Below are 15,548 nucleotides of genomic sequence, written 5' to 3'. Positions count from 1 at the left end.
CTCACTGGAAAGAGGCGCTGTGCCTCAGCCGACTGGAGAGCTTTAGTGGCAGAGGATAGCGACCTCGAAAAAACCGAATCAGCCACTCCCCGGCGCCTGGAAAAGGCGCGCGAGGAAGGGCAGATCGTGCGTTCGCGGGAGCTGTCGACGTTTGCGCTGCTGGCAGCGGGATTCTTCGGCGTGTGGGGCATGTCCGGCAGCATCGGCGAGCATCTGCAGGGGATGCTGCGCTCGGCCTTCACGTTCGACCATGCCACGGTGTTCGAAACCCGCCGCATGTTGATCGGCGCGGGCGCCGCAGGCCGCCAGGGCCTGTACGCGCTGCTGCCGGTTCTGGCCTTCACCGGCGCCGCCGCCCTGCTCGCGCCGATGGCGCTAGGCGGGTGGCAGTTGTCTTCGAAAGGCCTCGAACCCAAGTTCAACCGGCTCGATCCGATCGCTGGACTCGGCAAGATGTTCTCGATCAACGGGCCGATCCAGCTCGGCATGTCGCTCGTCAAGACGCTGGTGGTGGGCGGTATCGGCGGCACGGCGATCTGGAATCGCCGCGAGGAAATTCTCGCTCTGGCGACCCAGCCGCTGCACCTGGCGCTTGCCAATACCGTGCATCTGATCGCGGTGTGCTGCGGTATGACGGTCGCGGGCATGTTCGTCGTGGCCGCGTTGGATGTGCCGTATCAACTCTGGCAGTTCCACAAGAAACTGCGCATGACGAAGGAAGAAGTGAAGCGCGAACATCGCGAAAGCGAAGGCGATCCGCACGTCAAAGGCCGGATTCGCCAGCAACAGCGCGCCATTGCTCGCCGCCGCATGATGACCCGGGTGCCGAAGGCAGACGTGGTGGTGACCAACCCTACTCACTTCGCGGTCGCGCTGCAGTACACCGACGGCGAGATGCGCGCGCCGAAGGTGGTCGCCAAGGGCGTGAACCTGGTGGCCGCGCGGATTCGCGAGATCGCCGCCGAAAACAACGTGCCGCTGCTGGAAGCACCGCCGCTCGCGCGTGCGCTGTATCACAACGTCGAACTAAACCGTGAGATTCCCGGCCCGCTCTATGGCGCGGTCGCCGAAGTGCTCGCGTGGGTGTATCAGTTGCGGCGTTTCAACACCGAAGGCGGCGTCGCGCCGGTCGCACCGACCGACTTCGACGTGCCCGCGGAACTCGACAAGGGCGGCGTATCGGACGACGAAGCCGAGCAGGAAGCCGCCGATACGCTTAACCCAGATAACGACGACGCTTCAGGAGCCTCCGCATGAACGCTCGCGCCGGATTCCTGTCCCGACGGCCGGATGCCTTGAGCGGCACCAATTTGCGCGCCCTCGCCGGGCCGGTGCTGATCTGCATGATCCTCGGCATGATGATTCTGCCGTTGCCGCCGTTTCTGCTGGATCTGCTGTTCACCTTCAATATCGCGCTTTCCGTGATGGTGCTGCTCGTCAGCATGTACACGATGAAACCGCTCGACTTCGCCGCTTTCCCAAGCGTGCTGCTGTTCTCGACCTTGCTGCGCCTGTCGCTGAACGTGGCGTCCACCCGGATCGTGCTGCTCGAAGGTCATACCGGCCCGGACGCCGCCGGCCAGGTGATCGAGTCGTTCGGCCACTTCCTCGTGGGCGGCAACTTCGCGGTCGGTATCGTCGTCTTTATCATTTTGATGGTCATCAACTTCATGGTGATCACCAAGGGCGCGGGACGGATCGCCGAAGTGTCCGCGCGCTTCACGCTCGATGCGATGCCCGGCAAGCAGATGGCGATCGACGCCGACCTGAACGCCGGCCTCATCAACGAAGATCAGGCCCGCAAGCGCCGCCTGGAAGTCTCCCAGGAAGCCGAGTTCTACGGTTCGATGGACGGCGCGAGCAAGTTCGTGCGCGGCGACGCGATCGCCGGCTTGCTGATCATGGTGATCAACATCCTGGGCGGGCTGATCGTCGGGATGGTGCAGCATGGAATGGACTTCGCATCGGCAGGTAAGACCTACACGCTGCTGACCATCGGTGACGGCCTCGTCGCGCAGATCCCGTCGCTCGTGATTTCGACGGCGGCCGGTGTGATCGTTTCGCGCGTCGCGACCAACGAAGACATCGGCACGCAGCTGACCGGCCAGCTCTTCACGAACCCGCGCGTGCTGGTGATCACCGGCTGCATTCTCGTGCTGATGGGCCTGATCCCGGGCATGCCGCACTTCGCGTTTCTGATTCTCGGCGGCGGTCTGATTCAACTCGGCCGCACGATGAAAAAGCGCAGCGAAGATCGCAAGAACAGCGCAACGCTCGTCGATGTCGCACCGGCCGCGATGGCCCCGGTGGAAAACGCCGAAGCCAGCTGGGACGACGTGACGATGATCGACACGCTCGGTCTCGAAGTGGGCTACCGGCTGATTCCGCTGGTCGACAAGAACTCGGACGGCGAACTGCTCAAGCGGATCAAGAGCATCCGCAAGAAGTTCGCGCAGGAAATCGGCTTCCTGCCGCCGGTGATCCATATCCGCGACAACCTCGAATTGCGGCCGAACGGCTACCGGATCGCGCTCAAGGGCGTCGAAGTGGGCGTCGGCGAAGCGTATCCGGGGCAGTGGCTGGCGATCAATCCGGGGCAGGTGTCCGCCGCGCTGCCGGGCACGCCGACGCAAGATCCGGCGTTCGGCTTGCCGGCGATCTGGATCGATACGAATCTGCGCGAACAGGCGCAGGTGTACGGCTACACGGTGGTCGATTCGAGCACCGTGGTGGCGACCCACCTGAATCACCTCGTGGTCACGCACGCGTCCGAACTGCTCGGCCGCCGCGAAGTGCAGGCGCTGCTGGAGCGAATGCAGAAGGACACACCGTCGCTGGTCGACGATCTGGTGCCGAAGTCGCTGCCGCTCACCACCCTGCAAAAGGTGCTGCAAAACCTGCTGGAAGAAGGCGTGCCGATCCGCGACATGCGCACGATTCTCGAAGCGCTGTCCGAACACACGCCGAAGATCACCGACGCGCACGATCTCACCGCCGCCGTGCGCCTCGCGCTGGGCCGCGCGATTACGCAGCAGTGGTTCCCGGGCGTGGGCGACATGCAGGTGATGGGCCTCGATTCGAATCTGGAGCGGGTGTTGTCGCAGGCGCTTTCTACCGGCGCCAATCCGGGCCTCGAACCGGGTCTCGCGCATACGCTGCTGAACGAAACGCAGAAGGCGATGACGCGTCAGCAGAACCTTGGGCTCGCGCCGGTGCTGCTGGTGCAGCATGCGTTACGGCCGATGCTCGCGCGCTTCCTGCGCCGCAGCCTGCCGCAGTTGAAGGTGCTGTCGTACGCGGAAGTGCCGGATACGCGCAATATCAAGGTGGTGAATCTGATCGGGGCGCACGGTTAAACCCGCGCGGTTAGACCCTGTGCGGTGAAACCTGACAGTTAACCGCAACTGCTGCCGCTGTTCCAGACCGATGGCTTCCGCCGACGCTCCTCGAGCGCCGGTTTTCATTTCGGCGCCTGACTTTTCGCACCGCAAGCGCGTGGTGGAGGTCATGCGGCGTCCGCGAAAGTGCCGTCGGACGCCGCTGGTGAGCCTGTTTCAAACCGTCGTGTGTGTGAATCGAAGTGCATTTCCATCGCCCGAATTGCCCACCTTTAACGGTCTTTATCCATCGATCGTCACTCGACGGGTTTCGCAATAATGGTCTCAATGGGAAACGGTATGTTGCCGGTCCGTTAGTCCGTAAGTGCGTCTACCTCATCGGGGGTCCAGCTTGAACATTCGTAAATTCGTCGGTGCTACCAGTCGCGATGCTCTGCGTCTCGTGCGCGAAGCCTTGGGCCCGGATGCCGTCGTTTTGTCCAATCGCACGATGGACGACGGCAGCGTCGAGATCGTCGCGCTAGCCGACAGCGACCTCGCCGCCATCACGCCGAAAGCGCCGCGCGGCAGCGCAGGCGCACCGCTGGCCGCGCCGATGAATGCACTGGCCGGACAGCAGCCCGCGCTCGTCGCACCGCGCGCCACTCCGACGATGCAAGCGAATCCGTATGCGAGTGGCATGCCCGACGTGTTCTCGTCCGTGTTTGGCGCAAGCCCGGAAGCGGGAGCCGAGAACATGACGCCGAACGTAGCTAATGCCGCTAGCACTGCTTCAGGTTCAGCCGCGAAGCCCGCCGTCCCCGCCGCGCCGAAGGCTGCGCTGCCGAACGCTCCTAAAGCACCGCTGGCCGCACCCGCTGCAGCGTCGCTGTCGCAATCGATCAGCATCGAGCAACCCAGCGCCCGCGCCGCGGCGACGCGTCTGAGCAAAGACATCCGTGCGGATCTGCTCAAAGCAGCCGGCGTACCGGCAGCATCCGCCGCGCCTGCAGCCGATGTGCCGCAGACGATGGCAGAGTCGAATCCTTGGCTGATCGATCACGCACGCCGCGTCGCGGCCGAACAGCAGCAGCAAGGCGCGTACAGCGCGCGCCCCGCAGCGATGACACCGGCCGCCGCGATGGCCAAGGGCCTCGGCGCCGCAGTCGAACCCGCAGCACAACGGGTCTCACAAGCGGCCTCGCAGGCCTCGCAACAGGCCGCTGCCCAACCCGCCGCACCGCAAGTCACCGATACGCCCGAGTGGGCTCGCGAAGCCGCGCAACTCGCCGCACGCCGCGCCGCTCAGAAAGCTGCACCGCCGCTGCCCACCGGCGACGACGCCCGCACCCCGGCTTCGGTCGCCGAAGCGATCAAGGTGCGCATGGAGCAGGTCGTCAACGACACCGTGATGAACGAACTGTCGTCGATGCGCGGCATGATGGAAGAACACTTCGCCGGCCTGTTGTGGGGCGATCGCCAGCGCCGCAGCCCGGCGCGCGCCGCGCTCACCAAGCACCTGTTCGCCGCCGGTTTCTCCGCGCAGCTCGTGCAGATGATGGTCGACAACCTGCCCGACGACGTCGACAACATGGAAGGCGGCATGGAGTGGGTGCGTTCGGTGCTCGAATCGAACCTGCCGGTGATGGAAGACGAAGACGCGCTGATGGAGCGCGGCGGCGTGTTCGCGCTGATGGGCCCGACGGGCGTCGGCAAGACCACAACCACCGCCAAGCTCGCCGCGCGCTGCGTGATGCGCTTCGGCGCCAGCAAGGTGGCGCTGCTCACCACCGACAGCTACCGGATCGGCGGCCACGAACAACTGCGCATCTTCGGCAAGATTCTCGGCGTGTCGGTTCACGCGGTGAAAGACGGCGCCGATCTGCAACTCGCGCTCTCCGAGTTGCGCAACAAGCATATCGTGCTGATCGACACGATCGGCATGAGCCAGCGCGACCGCCTGGTCTCCGACCAGATCGCCATGCTGTGCCGCGCCGGTCAGCCGGTGCAGCGCCTGCTGCTGCTTAACGCAACGAGCCACGGCGATACGTTGAACGAAGTGGTGCAGGCCTATCAGCGCGCACCGGATCAACAGCCGCTCGCCGGCTGCATCCTGACCAAGCTCGACGAAGCCACCAATCTGGGCGGCGTGCTCGATACGGTGATTCGCTACAAGCTGCCGGTGCACTACGTGTCGACCGGTCAGAAAGTGCCGGAAAACCTGTACGTCGCGACGAAGAAGTTTTTGATCAAGAGCACGTTCTGCATTCCGCGCGACAACTCCCCGTTCGTGCCGCACGACGACGACATTCCGGCGTTGCTGTCGGCGCTGTCCGCGCGGTCCACGGCCGAACTGCACGAGGTCCGCTTTGGATAAATTCATGTCGGATCAGGCAGAAGGACTGCGGCGGTTGTTGGCGAGAAGCGGCTCGCGCGTGATTGCGGTGACGGGCGGCTCGGCCGGCGTCGGCTGTACGACGACGGTGGTGAACCTCGCCGCGGCGCTCGCGCAGCAGGGCAAGGACGTACTGGTGATCGACGAGTGCCTTGGCGAGAAGTCGGTGAGCGCGACGCTCGGCGGCATGCGCGGCGCAGGCAATTTTGCGGCGGTGATGCGCGGCGAGATGACGCTCGACGACGCCGCTGCGCGTCACGCGCTGGGCTTCTCCGTTCTCGCCGCCTCGCGCAACAACCGCGAAGGCCACACGGCCGCGCAGTTCGGCGTGGTGTTGCGCGGCTCCGCCGACATCGTGCTGATCGATGCGCAACTGGACCAGCACGGCCACCTGTCGCCGCTTGCGATGCAGGCGCACGACCTGATGATCGTCACGCGGGTGGCCGCGCAGGCAATCACCGATGCGTATGCGTGCATGAAGCGTTTGCACTACGCACACGCCACCGCGCAGTTTCGCGTGCTGGTGAACCACGTGCAGAGCGTGGACGACGCGCATATCGCGTTTGTCAACCTGGCCGGCGTGGCCGGGCGCTACCTGACGGTGGCGCTGGAAGACGCCGGTTGCATTGCCGCAGATGCGCGGATGGCGCGAGCCCTGGAGTTGTCGCGGTGTGTCGTCGATGCCTTCCCATCGACACCGGCTGCGCGCGACTTCCGGCATCTTGCCGCCGAATTGCAGTACTGGCCGATGCGGCCAGCGATGTCGTCGCAAGCGCCGTGGATGGCGCCCGCGACAGTTACAGCGGCGCAACACGCCGACCAACCGTCCGTGCAGCACGCCTGAGAGGCGGGACACGGACAAGGGGAGCACGATGTATAACGCTCAGGGAAAGATTTCCCAAGCCGATGTTCTGACGAAGTACGCGCCTCTGGTGCGTCGCCTCGGCTTGCAGCTCGTTGCCAAGATGCCGGCAAGCGTCGATCTCGACGACCTGATCCAGGCCGGCATGATCGGACTGCTGGATGCGGCGGGCCGCTACAAGGAAGACCAGGGCGCGCAGTTCGAGACCTATGCCAGCCAGCGGATTCGCGGCGCGATGCTCGACGAATTGCGCAGCAACGACTGGTTGCCGCGCAGCTTGCGGCGCACGTCGCGCGAAGTCGAATCTGCTGTGCACAAGGTTGAACAGAATCTGGGCCGCTCGGCGAGCGAGACGGAAATCGCCGAGCATCTGCAAATGCCACTCGACGAGTACCAGTCGATGCTCCAGGACCTGCACGGCAGCCAGCTGATCTACTACGAAGACTTCGACCGTTCCGCGGACGACGAACCGTTTCTCGACCGTTACTGCGTCGACCATTCGGACCCGCTGTCAGCGCTGCTGGACGACAGCCTGCGCTCGGCGCTGATCGAGGCGATCGACCGCCTGCCGGAACGCGAGAAGCTGCTGATGTCGCTGTACTACGAACGAGGCATGAACCTGCGTGAAATTGGCGCGGTGATGGAAGTCAGTGAATCGCGGGTGTGCCAGTTGCACAGCCAGGCCGTGGCGCGTTTGCGCACGCGCCTGCGCGAGATGGCCTGGGCGAACGCCGAGGCGACTTGAGTTCGACGGATTGATGTTTGACCGGCGGTGCGCGAAACGTCCGCCTTCTCTTCAGTTACACGTCCGCCATCTCATGCTCCGCGGCCAGCGCGAACAAAAAGGGCTCGTCTTTGACGAGTCCTTTTTGTTCAAAGCAATCTACTTCACTGCGTCAGCGCGTGAAACGCGCCGCACGAGCGAAATCTTCAAGCTGCCGGACGCGCCGGAATCCGCCCATCCGGTCCGTAGAAACCGGCCTTCTGCGGCACAGCCACTTGCAGCGCCGTCAGCGCGCGCTGGTTGTAGTCCATCCGTACGCGGATCAGTTCACCGTTGCTCGTATTGAAGCGCCGCGCCCGGTCGGCGGCTTTTTGCAGCAGCGCCCATTGCCCGGCGAGCCGCGTGTCCGCACTGGCCGCGAGTTCCATGCCGGGCCAGCCGGACGGAAAGCCCATTTCCGCGAGCAGTGCGTCGCGCGTGGCTTCGAGCTTGGCGAGCGTGCCAATCAGCTCGGTTTTCTTTTCCACGATCGGCGGCAGCAGTTCCAGCGGCGACAAGGCGGTCAGTGCCTTGGTCTCGAGCGCCAGAATCGAGGCGAACGCCTCGACGGCCGAATATTCTTCGATGAGGGTGGCAAGCAGGGCGTCTTTCATCTCAACAACTCGCTGAACAAGACGGCTCGCACATGATTCGCGAGCCGGGTTTGTCGAATGCCGCCCGGCAATTCACCGTACTTCGATGCGTCGATTAGTTGCCGGTCGACGAGGTTTTGCTTTGCAACAGTTCGCGCGCGGTATTCAGCACGCCGTCGGCGATCTTGCTCGAATCGATCGTCAACGAGCCGTCCTTGATCGCGGCTTTGATCGACTCGACGTGCGCCGTGTCGATATCGGCCGAACCAGACGCCGCGAGGCTGCGCAAATGCTGCGACAGACCCGACAGGCTGACGCTGGCGTCGCCCGAACCGCTGCTGGCTGTGGTCTGCGAGGTCGTGCCCGCACTCTGCGTGTTGCTGTTCGCGCTCGCCGCGTCGCTTTGCTGCGAGCGGGACAGAACGTCTTTCAACGTCGGCAGATTCGAATTGGTTGTGGAATCGACTTTCACGATTGGCTTCCTGAACGATTTGATTCTGATAACGGCAACCCGTGATCAAAACTTTAGCGCAATCGCTCCAGGCTTTACCTTTCCTTACAAGTCGATCCGGCCCCACGGTGGGTTCCACGGCCGCCTCAGCCACTGCAGCCACTGCGCCAGCCGCATCGGCCGTCACGCCCGAATCCGCGCCGGCGTCCGGGCCGCCGGACTTGCCGCCGCGCCGCTTCACAACTGAATCTCCACCGTCGAACCATCCTTGACGATGCCGGAGATGATCTGGCCGTTGGCCGTCTTCACCCGTACCTGCTGGCCCGGCGACGCGTTGTTCATGGCGCTGCCTTCGGCCGAAATCGCGAAACCTTCTCCGGCTGCGACGATCCGCACCGTTTGCCCGATCGACACCGCCGACGCGCTTTTCAACATGTCACGGCGCAACGGCATGCCGCCGGCGATGCGCACGAGCGACACCGAGCCGACCGCCTGCGACGGGTCCGTGACGATCGCCTGTGGCAAACCGGTCAGGTCGCCATCGCGCGCGACGAGGTCGGCGGCAGTGAGCACTTCGCCCGGCGCCATCGCGCGGGCGGCCAGATAGTAGGTGGCGCGCAGTGAAATGCGTGCTTGCAGATAGATGGTCCACGGCCGTTCGCCGGCGCAGCGCACGCCGACGGTCATGCGGCCCCACAGGCGCGCGCCGCTGGGCATGAAGGGTTCGAGCATCGCGCAGGCCGCGAGCCCGCGCGGAAACGCCGGCGCGACGGTGATGTCGACCTTGCCGGGCAAGCCTGCCGATTGCTGCTGCAAGAAGGTGAGCGCGGCGCTGCGAATCGCCTCGGCGTCTTGCTGGCCGGCGAGCGGCGCGGGCTGCGCCACCGCTGCGGGCCGCAGATTCTGTTGCGCGACAGCCGGCGCGACTTGGCGCATCGACGGCGTGCGAGCGATGGTGGCGGGCGGCGTCGGCATTGGTGCGGGGGTCGGCGTCGGCCCCGGCTTCGATGCGACTGCGGTGGTCACGACAGGCTTGCCGTTCACGCCCAACTGAGGCGGCTCGCCACGCGACGCAAGGCTGTCGAAGGTGGCGGACGACCCGCTCGTCGGCGCGCGATTGGCCGCGTTCGAGGCAGCGCTATCGGACGAGCTATTGAGCACGCTTTCGATACCCCTGCTCGGCGCATTCGCCGCCGCCGTAGCAGCCGTAGCCGCCGCATTGGCGCTTCCGGGCGCGGGAATCGTCACGACCCCGTTCGCGTCGGGCTTGAAACTGGTACGGATCATCTGCGGCGCGGCAGGCGGCTCGCCCGCGCCCGGAATGACGATCGAGCCGCTCGCGTTGGCGGCACGCGTGAATTGATCGGCGTCGCGCGCGACCGGCCCCGGCGTCAGCGACTGCGCGGTAGCGGCGGCGAGCGTCGCCGCGGACCCCGTGCGTTTCGCGGGCGTTGCCTGCATCTGCGCGGCCAGATCGGCGAGGGCGGCCGGATTCTTTTCACCCGGGCCGGGAATCACGATGGGGTCACCGGCGTCCTGAGCATGCGTGGTTGCCGGCAGCAGCACGATACCGCCGGCGACCCATACCGCCAGGTTCACGACAAGACGGGTCAGGAGATGGACTACACCGCGCGAAGCACGCCGGAGCGCGCCCGCACCTACGCGATGCGCCGCCGCGCGGCTTGCGCGGTGCGTCAGATCGAAGGTGGGTTGGTCCATCGTGTTTCTCCATCGAATGCATCGGTACGCTTTGCATTCTAGTGAGCGTCCCCATTGCGCAAACGTTGAATAGAAGCCCCCTTTCCCGGTTATTCGTCCGATTGCCACTTGCGTTCGGCCCATAAGATGCACTTCATGCAAAAAGGTCTTCCCGTCCGACGCAGTCCTCACGCGAGGCACAGCGAGGCACAAACGGGAAGCCTCGGGAACGTTCTCCGGAGATTTCTATGCTGGACAAACTCGATGCCGAATTCGCCTTTGGCCGCCAGGCGCTCGATGTGCGCGCTTACCGGCAGGAACTGCTGTCGTCGAATATCGCCAACGCCGATACCCCCGGGTACAAGGCGCGCGACGTCGACTTCGCTTCGTCGCTGGCCGGCGCGCTGAAGAAGACCGGTGGCGGTGCGGGCACGGGCGCCTCGAACAACTCGACGCTCGCCATGACGCAGCCCGCCGGGGTGACGAGCGGCATGTCGATGGTGTCGACCGCGCCGGGCCACATGTCCGGCAAGGCGACGCTGACGCCGACCGGGGGCACGCCTGACGACTACGGCAATCTGCAATACCGCATTCCGACGCAACCCGCGCTCGACGGCAACACGGTCGATATCGATACGGAGCGGGTGCAGTTCGCGGATAACACGTTGCATTTCGAATCGGGCATGACGGTGCTGTCGGGCGAGATCAAGACGATGCTCGCGGCAATCCAGTCGGGCTCGTAATAACCGATGCCGCACAGATACGCGCAGTAAGCAGGAACAATCGCTACGGGATTTAACGTAAGCCGGGTCGAACCGTGCAACTGCGTTGCATGGGATCGGGCGCCCTGCATGGGACCGGAGTAAGTGCTGAAGCACTAACTCCGATCGACTGCGTTGCATGGGACCGGAGTAAGCGCTGAAGCGCTAACTCCGATCGACTGCGTTGTATGGGACCGGAGTAAGCGCTGAAGCGCTAACTCCGATCGACTGCGTTGCATGGGACCGGAGTAAGCGCTGAAGCGCTAACTCCGATCGACAGGAGAGGGAAGGAAACATGCCATCTTTGATGAACATTTTCGGTGTTGCAGGCTCCGCGATGTCAGCGCAGTCGCAGCGGCTCAACGTGACGGCGTCGAATCTCGCCAACGCGGACAGCACGACCGGCCCGGACGGCCAGCCGTACAAGGCCAAGCAGGTCGTGTTCGCGGTCAACCCGATCGGCGGCGCGCGCTCGGGCTCCGGCCAGCAGATCGGCGGCGTGCAGGTCACCGGCGTGGTGGACGATCCGACGCCGATGAAGACCGCCTACGACCCCGGCAACCCGGCGGCCAATTCGGACGGTTACGTCACGCTGCCCAACGTCGACCCGGTGCAGGAAATGGTCAACATGATCTCGGCCTCGCGCTCGTACCAGGCCAACGTCGAGACCCTGAACACCGCCAAGACACTGATGCTGAAAACGCTAACGATCGGAACCTGAGGAGAATTCCTTGACCACCAACACCACCATCGGCAGCAACGGCACCAACGTGTCGCAAACGCTGCTCGATACGATGAACGGCACGAGCAGCACCAAGAGCGCGACCAGCGCCACCAGTTCGACCGGCAGCACGTCGGGCACCTCGGCGACCGATCTGCAGAATACCTTCCTGCAATTGCTCGTCGCGCAGTTGAAGAACCAGGATCCGACCAATCCGATGGACAGCTCGCAGATGACTTCGCAGCTGGCGCAGATCAACACGGTGTCGGGCATCAGCCAGTTGAACACGACGCTCAGCTCGCTCGCCACGCAGATGTCGGCAGGCCAGCAGTCGCAAGCCGCCCTGCTGATCGGCTCGACCGTGCTCGCGCCGGGCAGCTCGGTGACGGTCGCGAGCGGCAAGGCCACCTCGTTCGGCGTGCAGCTCGCCAACTCAGTGGGCGATCTGCAGGTGGTCGTGAAGAACTCGGCGGGTCAGATTGTCAACACGATCGACCTCGGCAAGCAGTCGGCCGGCACGATTCCGGTGGGCTGGACGCCGACCGACACGGCCGGCAACACGTTGCCCGACGGCAAGTACACGATCAGCGCGGTCGGCTCGATCAACGGTCAGCAGGCTACGGCCACGACGCTCACGGGCGCGACGGTGCAAAGCGTCGTCATGCAAAGCACCGGTACGCCGGGCCTCGTGTTGTCGAACGGCTCGACCGTGGGGCTGACCAGCGTCGCCGCCATCCTCTGATTCAGATTCAGTCAGTTACGACTTTCAGATACGGAGACCGTTATGGGTTACCAACAAGGTTTGAGTGGTTTGTCGGCATCGTCGAGCGACCTCGACGTGATCGGCAACAACATCGCCAACGCGAATACGGTTGGCTTCAAGAGCGGCGCGGCGCAATTCGCCGACATGTACGCCAATTCGGTGGCGACCGCAGTGGGCAATCAGGTCGGCATCGGCACCAAGCTCTCCGAAGTGCAGCAGCAGTTCTCGCAAGGCACGATCACCAGCACCAACCAGGCGCTCGACGTCGCGATCAACGGCAACGGCTTCTTCCAGCTGTCGAACAACGGCTCGCTGGTGTACTCGCGCAACGGCGTGTTCCAGCTCGACAAGAACGGCAACGTCACCAACGCGCAAGGCCTGCAACTGATGGGCTACGCCGCGAACAGCTCGGGCATCATCAACACCGCGCAGACCGTGCCGCTCAGCGTGCCGACCGCGAATATCGCGCCGCAGGCCACCACCAAGATCGTCGCGGGCTTGAACCTGAACGCGCAGGACCCACTGATGCTCGGCACGCCGACCGTGACGCCGACCCTTGTCGCGGGCAGCACGCTCACGACCCCTGGCGCCACGATTACGAACACCGCGTCGGGCACGAACAACGACAGCTACACCGTCAACTTCACGAGCCCGACGACCTACACGGTCACCGACACCACGCTCGGCACGACAAGCGCGGCTGCTCCGTACACGGCCGGCTCGGCGGTCTCGCTCGGTAACGGCCAGACCATCACGTTCAACGGCGTGCCGGCTACGGGCGACAGCGTTGCGATCGCACCGACCCCGGTCGCGTTCAACCAGAACAGCTCGTCGACGTACAACTACTCGACCAGCACGACGGTCTACGACTCGCTCGGCGGCTCGCAGACGGTGAACATGTATTTCGCCAAGACCTCGGCGGGCACGTGGAACGTGTACGCGGGCACCTCGACCGGCACCGCGAGCCTGGTCGGCCACGCGAACTTCAATTCGTCGGGCACGCTGCTCGGGACGACCAATGCGGCCGGCGTGGCCACCACCACGCCGTTCGTCTTCAACTTCGGCATTCCGACCACCGATGGTTCGTCCACGCCGCAGAACCTGACGCTGAACATCGCAGGCACGACGCAATACGGCGGCAAGGACGGCGTGAACTCGCTGCAGCCCGACGGCTACGCGGCCGGCACGCTGACGAGCTTCACGATCGGCGCCGACGGCACGCTGACCGGCAACTATTCGAACCAGCAAACCGCGGCGCTCGGCCAGATCGTGCTCGCGAACTTCTCGAACCAGAACGGTCTCGTGAACCTCGGCAACAACGAGTTCCAGCAGACGTCCCAATCGGGCGTCGCGCAGATCTCCGCACCGGGCTCGACTAACCACGGCGTGCTGCAGGGCGGCGCGGTGGAAAACTCGAACGTCGATCTGACGAGCGAACTGGTGAACCTGATCACCGCGCAACGCAACTATCAAGCGAACGCGCAGACGATCAAGACCCAGCAGACCGTCGACCAGACCCTGATCAACCTGTAAGCGACCGGGACTCCCCATCATGGATCGGCTGATCTACACCGCGATGTCGGGCAGCACGCAAGCGCTCGAGCAGCAGGCTATCGTTGCCAACAACCTGGCGAACGCCTCGACCACTGGCTTTCGCGCGCAGCTTGCGACGTTCCGCGCCGTGCCGATGGCGTTCGGCGACGGCAGTTCGATCGACGACAACACCACGCGTACCTTCGTGCTGTCGTCGACGCCTGGAGCCGACTACACGCCGGGGCCGATCCAGCAGACGGGCAACCCGCTCGACGTGGCGATTCAGGGTCCGGGCTGGCTGGCGGTGCAAACCGCCGACGGCGGCGAGGCATACACGCGCGCCGGCAATCTGCACGTCGACGAGAACGGTCAACTGGTGAACGCGACCAATCAGGTGGTGCTCGGCAACGGCGGCCCGGTGTCGGTGCCGCCGGGTGCGGAAATCACTATCGGCAAGGACGGCACGGTGTCCGCGCTGACGCCGGGCGACCCGCCGACCGCGGTGGTGACGGTCGATCAGCTGAAGCTGGTGAATCCGGATCCGCAAAGCATGACGCGCGGCGACGACGGCCTCTTTCGCACCGGCGACGGCAATGCTGCCGACGCTGATCCGACCGTCACGCTGGCGCCGGCATCGCTTGAAGGCAGCAACGTGAATCCGGTCAGCGCGATGGTCGCGATGATCACCAACGCCCGCCAGTTCCAGATGCAGACCAAGCTGCTGGAAAACGCGGACAAGAACGACCAGTCCGCCAACCAGCTGCTCAGCTTTAGCTAACGGGATGGGATCGGAGTAAGTGCTGAAGCACTAACTCCGATCGACAGCCATGCATGGGACCGGACTAAGCGCTAAAGCGCTAACTCCGGTCGACATAGGAGAAGAATAGTGAATCGCTCGCTCTACATCGCCGCTACCGGCATGAATGCGCAACAGGCGCAGATGGACGTGATTTCGAACAACCTCGCGAACGTCAGCACCAACGGCTTCAAGGGCTCGCGCGCGGTGTTCGAGGATCTGCTGTATCAGACCATCCGCCAGCCGGGTGCGAACTCGACGCAAAACACCGAACTGCCCTCCGGCATCCAGCTCGGCACGGGTGTGCAACAGGTCGCGACCGAACGTCTGTACACGCAGGGCAACCTGCAGCAGACCGGCAACTCGAAAGACGTCGCCATCAACGGTCAGGGCTTTTTCCAGGTGCAGATGCCCGACGGCACGACCGCCTACACGCGTGACGGTTCGTTCCAGACCAACGCGCAAGGCCAGCTCGTCACGTCGAGCGGCTATCAGGTGATTCCGGCGATCACGATTCCGAACAACGCGACCTCGCTGACCATCGGCAGCGACGGCGTGGTGTCGATCACCGTTGCCGGCTCGACCAACAGCCAGCAGCTCGGCTCGATGCAGATCGCCACCTTCATCAACCCGGCCGGTCTGGATGCGAAGGGCGAAAACCTGTTCTCCGAAACCGCGTCGTCGGGTGCGCCGAACGTCGCGCAACCGGGCCTGAACGGCGCCGGCACGCTCAATCAGGGTTACGTGGAAGCATCGAACGTGAACGTGGTGCAGGAACTGGTGAACATGATCCAGACGCAGCGTGCTTACGAAATCAACAGCAAGGCCGTGACGACTTCCGACCAGATGCTGCAGACCCTCAGCCAGATGCAGGTTTAAGGCCTAAGGGACTGGG

The 15,548-nt window shown here is 64.4% G+C and carries 14 protein-coding genes; 11 read left to right on the top strand and 3 right to left on the bottom strand.

All coding sequences use genetic code 11. From position 1 onward, the window contains the following. Nucleotides 1-45: 45 nt before the first annotated feature. From flhB to GNZ13_RS14055, 5 genes are all read left to right on the top strand, one after another. On the top strand, nucleotides 46-1,257 hold the full coding sequence (flhB, locus tag GNZ13_RS14075) for a flagellar biosynthesis protein FlhB (RefSeq protein ID WP_172165112.1): 1,212 nt from the start codon (nucleotides 46-48) through the stop codon (nucleotides 1,255-1,257). Next, the gene (gene flhA / locus GNZ13_RS14070) at nucleotides 1,254-3,356 is read left to right on the top strand and encodes a flagellar biosynthesis protein FlhA (RefSeq protein WP_172165110.1); all 2,103 of its coding nucleotides are present in this window, start codon (nucleotides 1,254-1,256) and stop codon (nucleotides 3,354-3,356) included. Before flhB ends, flhA begins: the two co-directional genes overlap by 4 nt. 373 nt (nucleotides 3,357-3,729) lie before the next feature. Further along, entirely contained in the window at nucleotides 3,730-5,694 is a 1,965-nt protein-coding gene (flhF, locus tag GNZ13_RS14065; protein WP_172165108.1) for a flagellar biosynthesis protein FlhF, read from the top strand. After that, on the top strand, nucleotides 5,687-6,556 hold the full coding sequence (locus tag GNZ13_RS14060; protein WP_172165106.1) for a nucleotide-binding protein: 870 nt from the start codon (nucleotides 5,687-5,689) through the stop codon (nucleotides 6,554-6,556). Before flhF ends, GNZ13_RS14060 begins: the two co-directional genes overlap by 8 nt. 28 nt (nucleotides 6,557-6,584) lie before the next feature. Beyond that, entirely contained in the window at nucleotides 6,585-7,319 is a 735-nt protein-coding gene (locus tag GNZ13_RS14055; protein WP_172165104.1) for an RNA polymerase sigma factor FliA, read from the top strand. A gap of 185 nt (nucleotides 7,320-7,504) precedes the next feature. Here GNZ13_RS14055 and GNZ13_RS14050 read toward each other — a convergent pair whose 3' ends face one another. From GNZ13_RS14050 to flgA, 3 genes are all read right to left on the bottom strand, one after another. After that, nucleotides 7,505-7,951: a flagella synthesis protein FlgN gene (locus GNZ13_RS14050; RefSeq protein ID WP_172165102.1), complete on the bottom strand. Its 447-nt coding sequence runs from the start codon at nucleotides 7,949-7,951 to the stop codon at nucleotides 7,505-7,507. Nucleotides 7,952-8,045: 94 nt separating this feature from the next. Further along, nucleotides 8,046-8,402 (bottom strand): flagellar biosynthesis anti-sigma factor FlgM, encoded by a 357-nt coding sequence (gene flgM / locus GNZ13_RS14045; RefSeq protein WP_172165100.1) that lies wholly within the window; start codon nucleotides 8,400-8,402, stop codon nucleotides 8,046-8,048. Nucleotides 8,403-8,618: 216 nt separating this feature from the next. Beyond that, entirely contained in the window at nucleotides 8,619-10,100 is a 1,482-nt protein-coding gene (flgA, locus tag GNZ13_RS14040) for a flagellar basal body P-ring formation chaperone FlgA (protein ID WP_172165097.1), read from the bottom strand. Nucleotides 10,101-10,327: 227 nt separating this feature from the next. Between flgA and flgB the strand changes: the two genes are divergently transcribed. From flgB to flgG, 6 genes are all read left to right on the top strand, one after another. After that, nucleotides 10,328-10,822 (top strand): flagellar basal body rod protein FlgB, encoded by a 495-nt coding sequence (flgB, locus tag GNZ13_RS14035; protein ID WP_172165094.1) that lies wholly within the window; start codon nucleotides 10,328-10,330, stop codon nucleotides 10,820-10,822. A gap of 313 nt (nucleotides 10,823-11,135) precedes the next feature. Further along, complete coding sequence (gene flgC, locus GNZ13_RS14030; protein WP_120297135.1) at nucleotides 11,136-11,561, top strand: flagellar basal body rod protein FlgC; 426 nt, start codon at nucleotides 11,136-11,138, stop codon at nucleotides 11,559-11,561. A 10-nt stretch (nucleotides 11,562-11,571) separates the two neighbouring features. Further along, nucleotides 11,572-12,303 (top strand): flagellar hook assembly protein FlgD, encoded by a 732-nt coding sequence (locus GNZ13_RS14025; protein ID WP_172165091.1) that lies wholly within the window; start codon nucleotides 11,572-11,574, stop codon nucleotides 12,301-12,303. 42 nt (nucleotides 12,304-12,345) lie between these two features. Further along, nucleotides 12,346-13,857, top strand: a complete 1,512-nt coding sequence (locus GNZ13_RS14020; RefSeq protein WP_172165088.1) for a flagellar hook protein FlgE — start codon at nucleotides 12,346-12,348, stop codon at nucleotides 13,855-13,857. Nucleotides 13,858-13,876: 19 nt separating this feature from the next. Beyond that, nucleotides 13,877-14,635, top strand: coding sequence for a flagellar basal-body rod protein FlgF (gene flgF / locus GNZ13_RS14015; protein ID WP_172165085.1), 759 nt, complete (start codon nucleotides 13,877-13,879; stop codon nucleotides 14,633-14,635). 108 nt (nucleotides 14,636-14,743) lie between these two features. Then, the gene (gene flgG / locus GNZ13_RS14010; RefSeq protein ID WP_172165082.1) at nucleotides 14,744-15,532 is read left to right on the top strand and encodes a flagellar basal-body rod protein FlgG; all 789 of its coding nucleotides are present in this window, start codon (nucleotides 14,744-14,746) and stop codon (nucleotides 15,530-15,532) included. The last annotated feature ends 16 nt before the right edge of the window (nucleotides 15,533-15,548 follow it).

The organism is Paraburkholderia elongata (genome assembly GCF_013177735.1).
Classification (GTDB): Bacteria; Pseudomonadota; Gammaproteobacteria; order Burkholderiales; family Burkholderiaceae; genus Paraburkholderia; species Paraburkholderia elongata.
This window is presented reverse-complemented; position numbering and strand designations above follow the sequence as displayed.

What these genes read in the sequence shown, in the direction of transcription:
- flhA (WP_172165110.1), top strand. Translation starts at nt 1,254, where the DNA reads ATGAACGCTCGCGCCGGATTCCTGTCCCGACGGCCGGATGCCTTGAGC.
- GNZ13_RS14055 (WP_172165104.1), top strand. Translation starts at nt 6,585, where the DNA reads ATGTATAACGCTCAGGGAAAGATTTCCCAAGCCGATGTTCTGACGAAG.
- GNZ13_RS14050 (WP_172165102.1), bottom strand. Translation starts at nt 7,951, where the DNA reads ATGAAAGACGCCCTGCTTGCCACCCTCATCGAAGAATATTCGGCCGTC.
- flgA (WP_172165097.1), bottom strand. Translation starts at nt 10,100, where the DNA reads ATGGACCAACCCACCTTCGATCTGACGCACCGCGCAAGCCGCGCGGCG.
- flgB (WP_172165094.1), top strand. Translation starts at nt 10,328, where the DNA reads ATGCTGGACAAACTCGATGCCGAATTCGCCTTTGGCCGCCAGGCGCTC.
- flgC (WP_120297135.1), top strand. Translation starts at nt 11,136, where the DNA reads ATGCCATCTTTGATGAACATTTTCGGTGTTGCAGGCTCCGCGATGTCA.
- GNZ13_RS14020 (WP_172165088.1), top strand. Translation starts at nt 12,346, where the DNA reads ATGGGTTACCAACAAGGTTTGAGTGGTTTGTCGGCATCGTCGAGCGAC.
- flgF (WP_172165085.1), top strand. Translation starts at nt 13,877, where the DNA reads ATGGATCGGCTGATCTACACCGCGATGTCGGGCAGCACGCAAGCGCTC.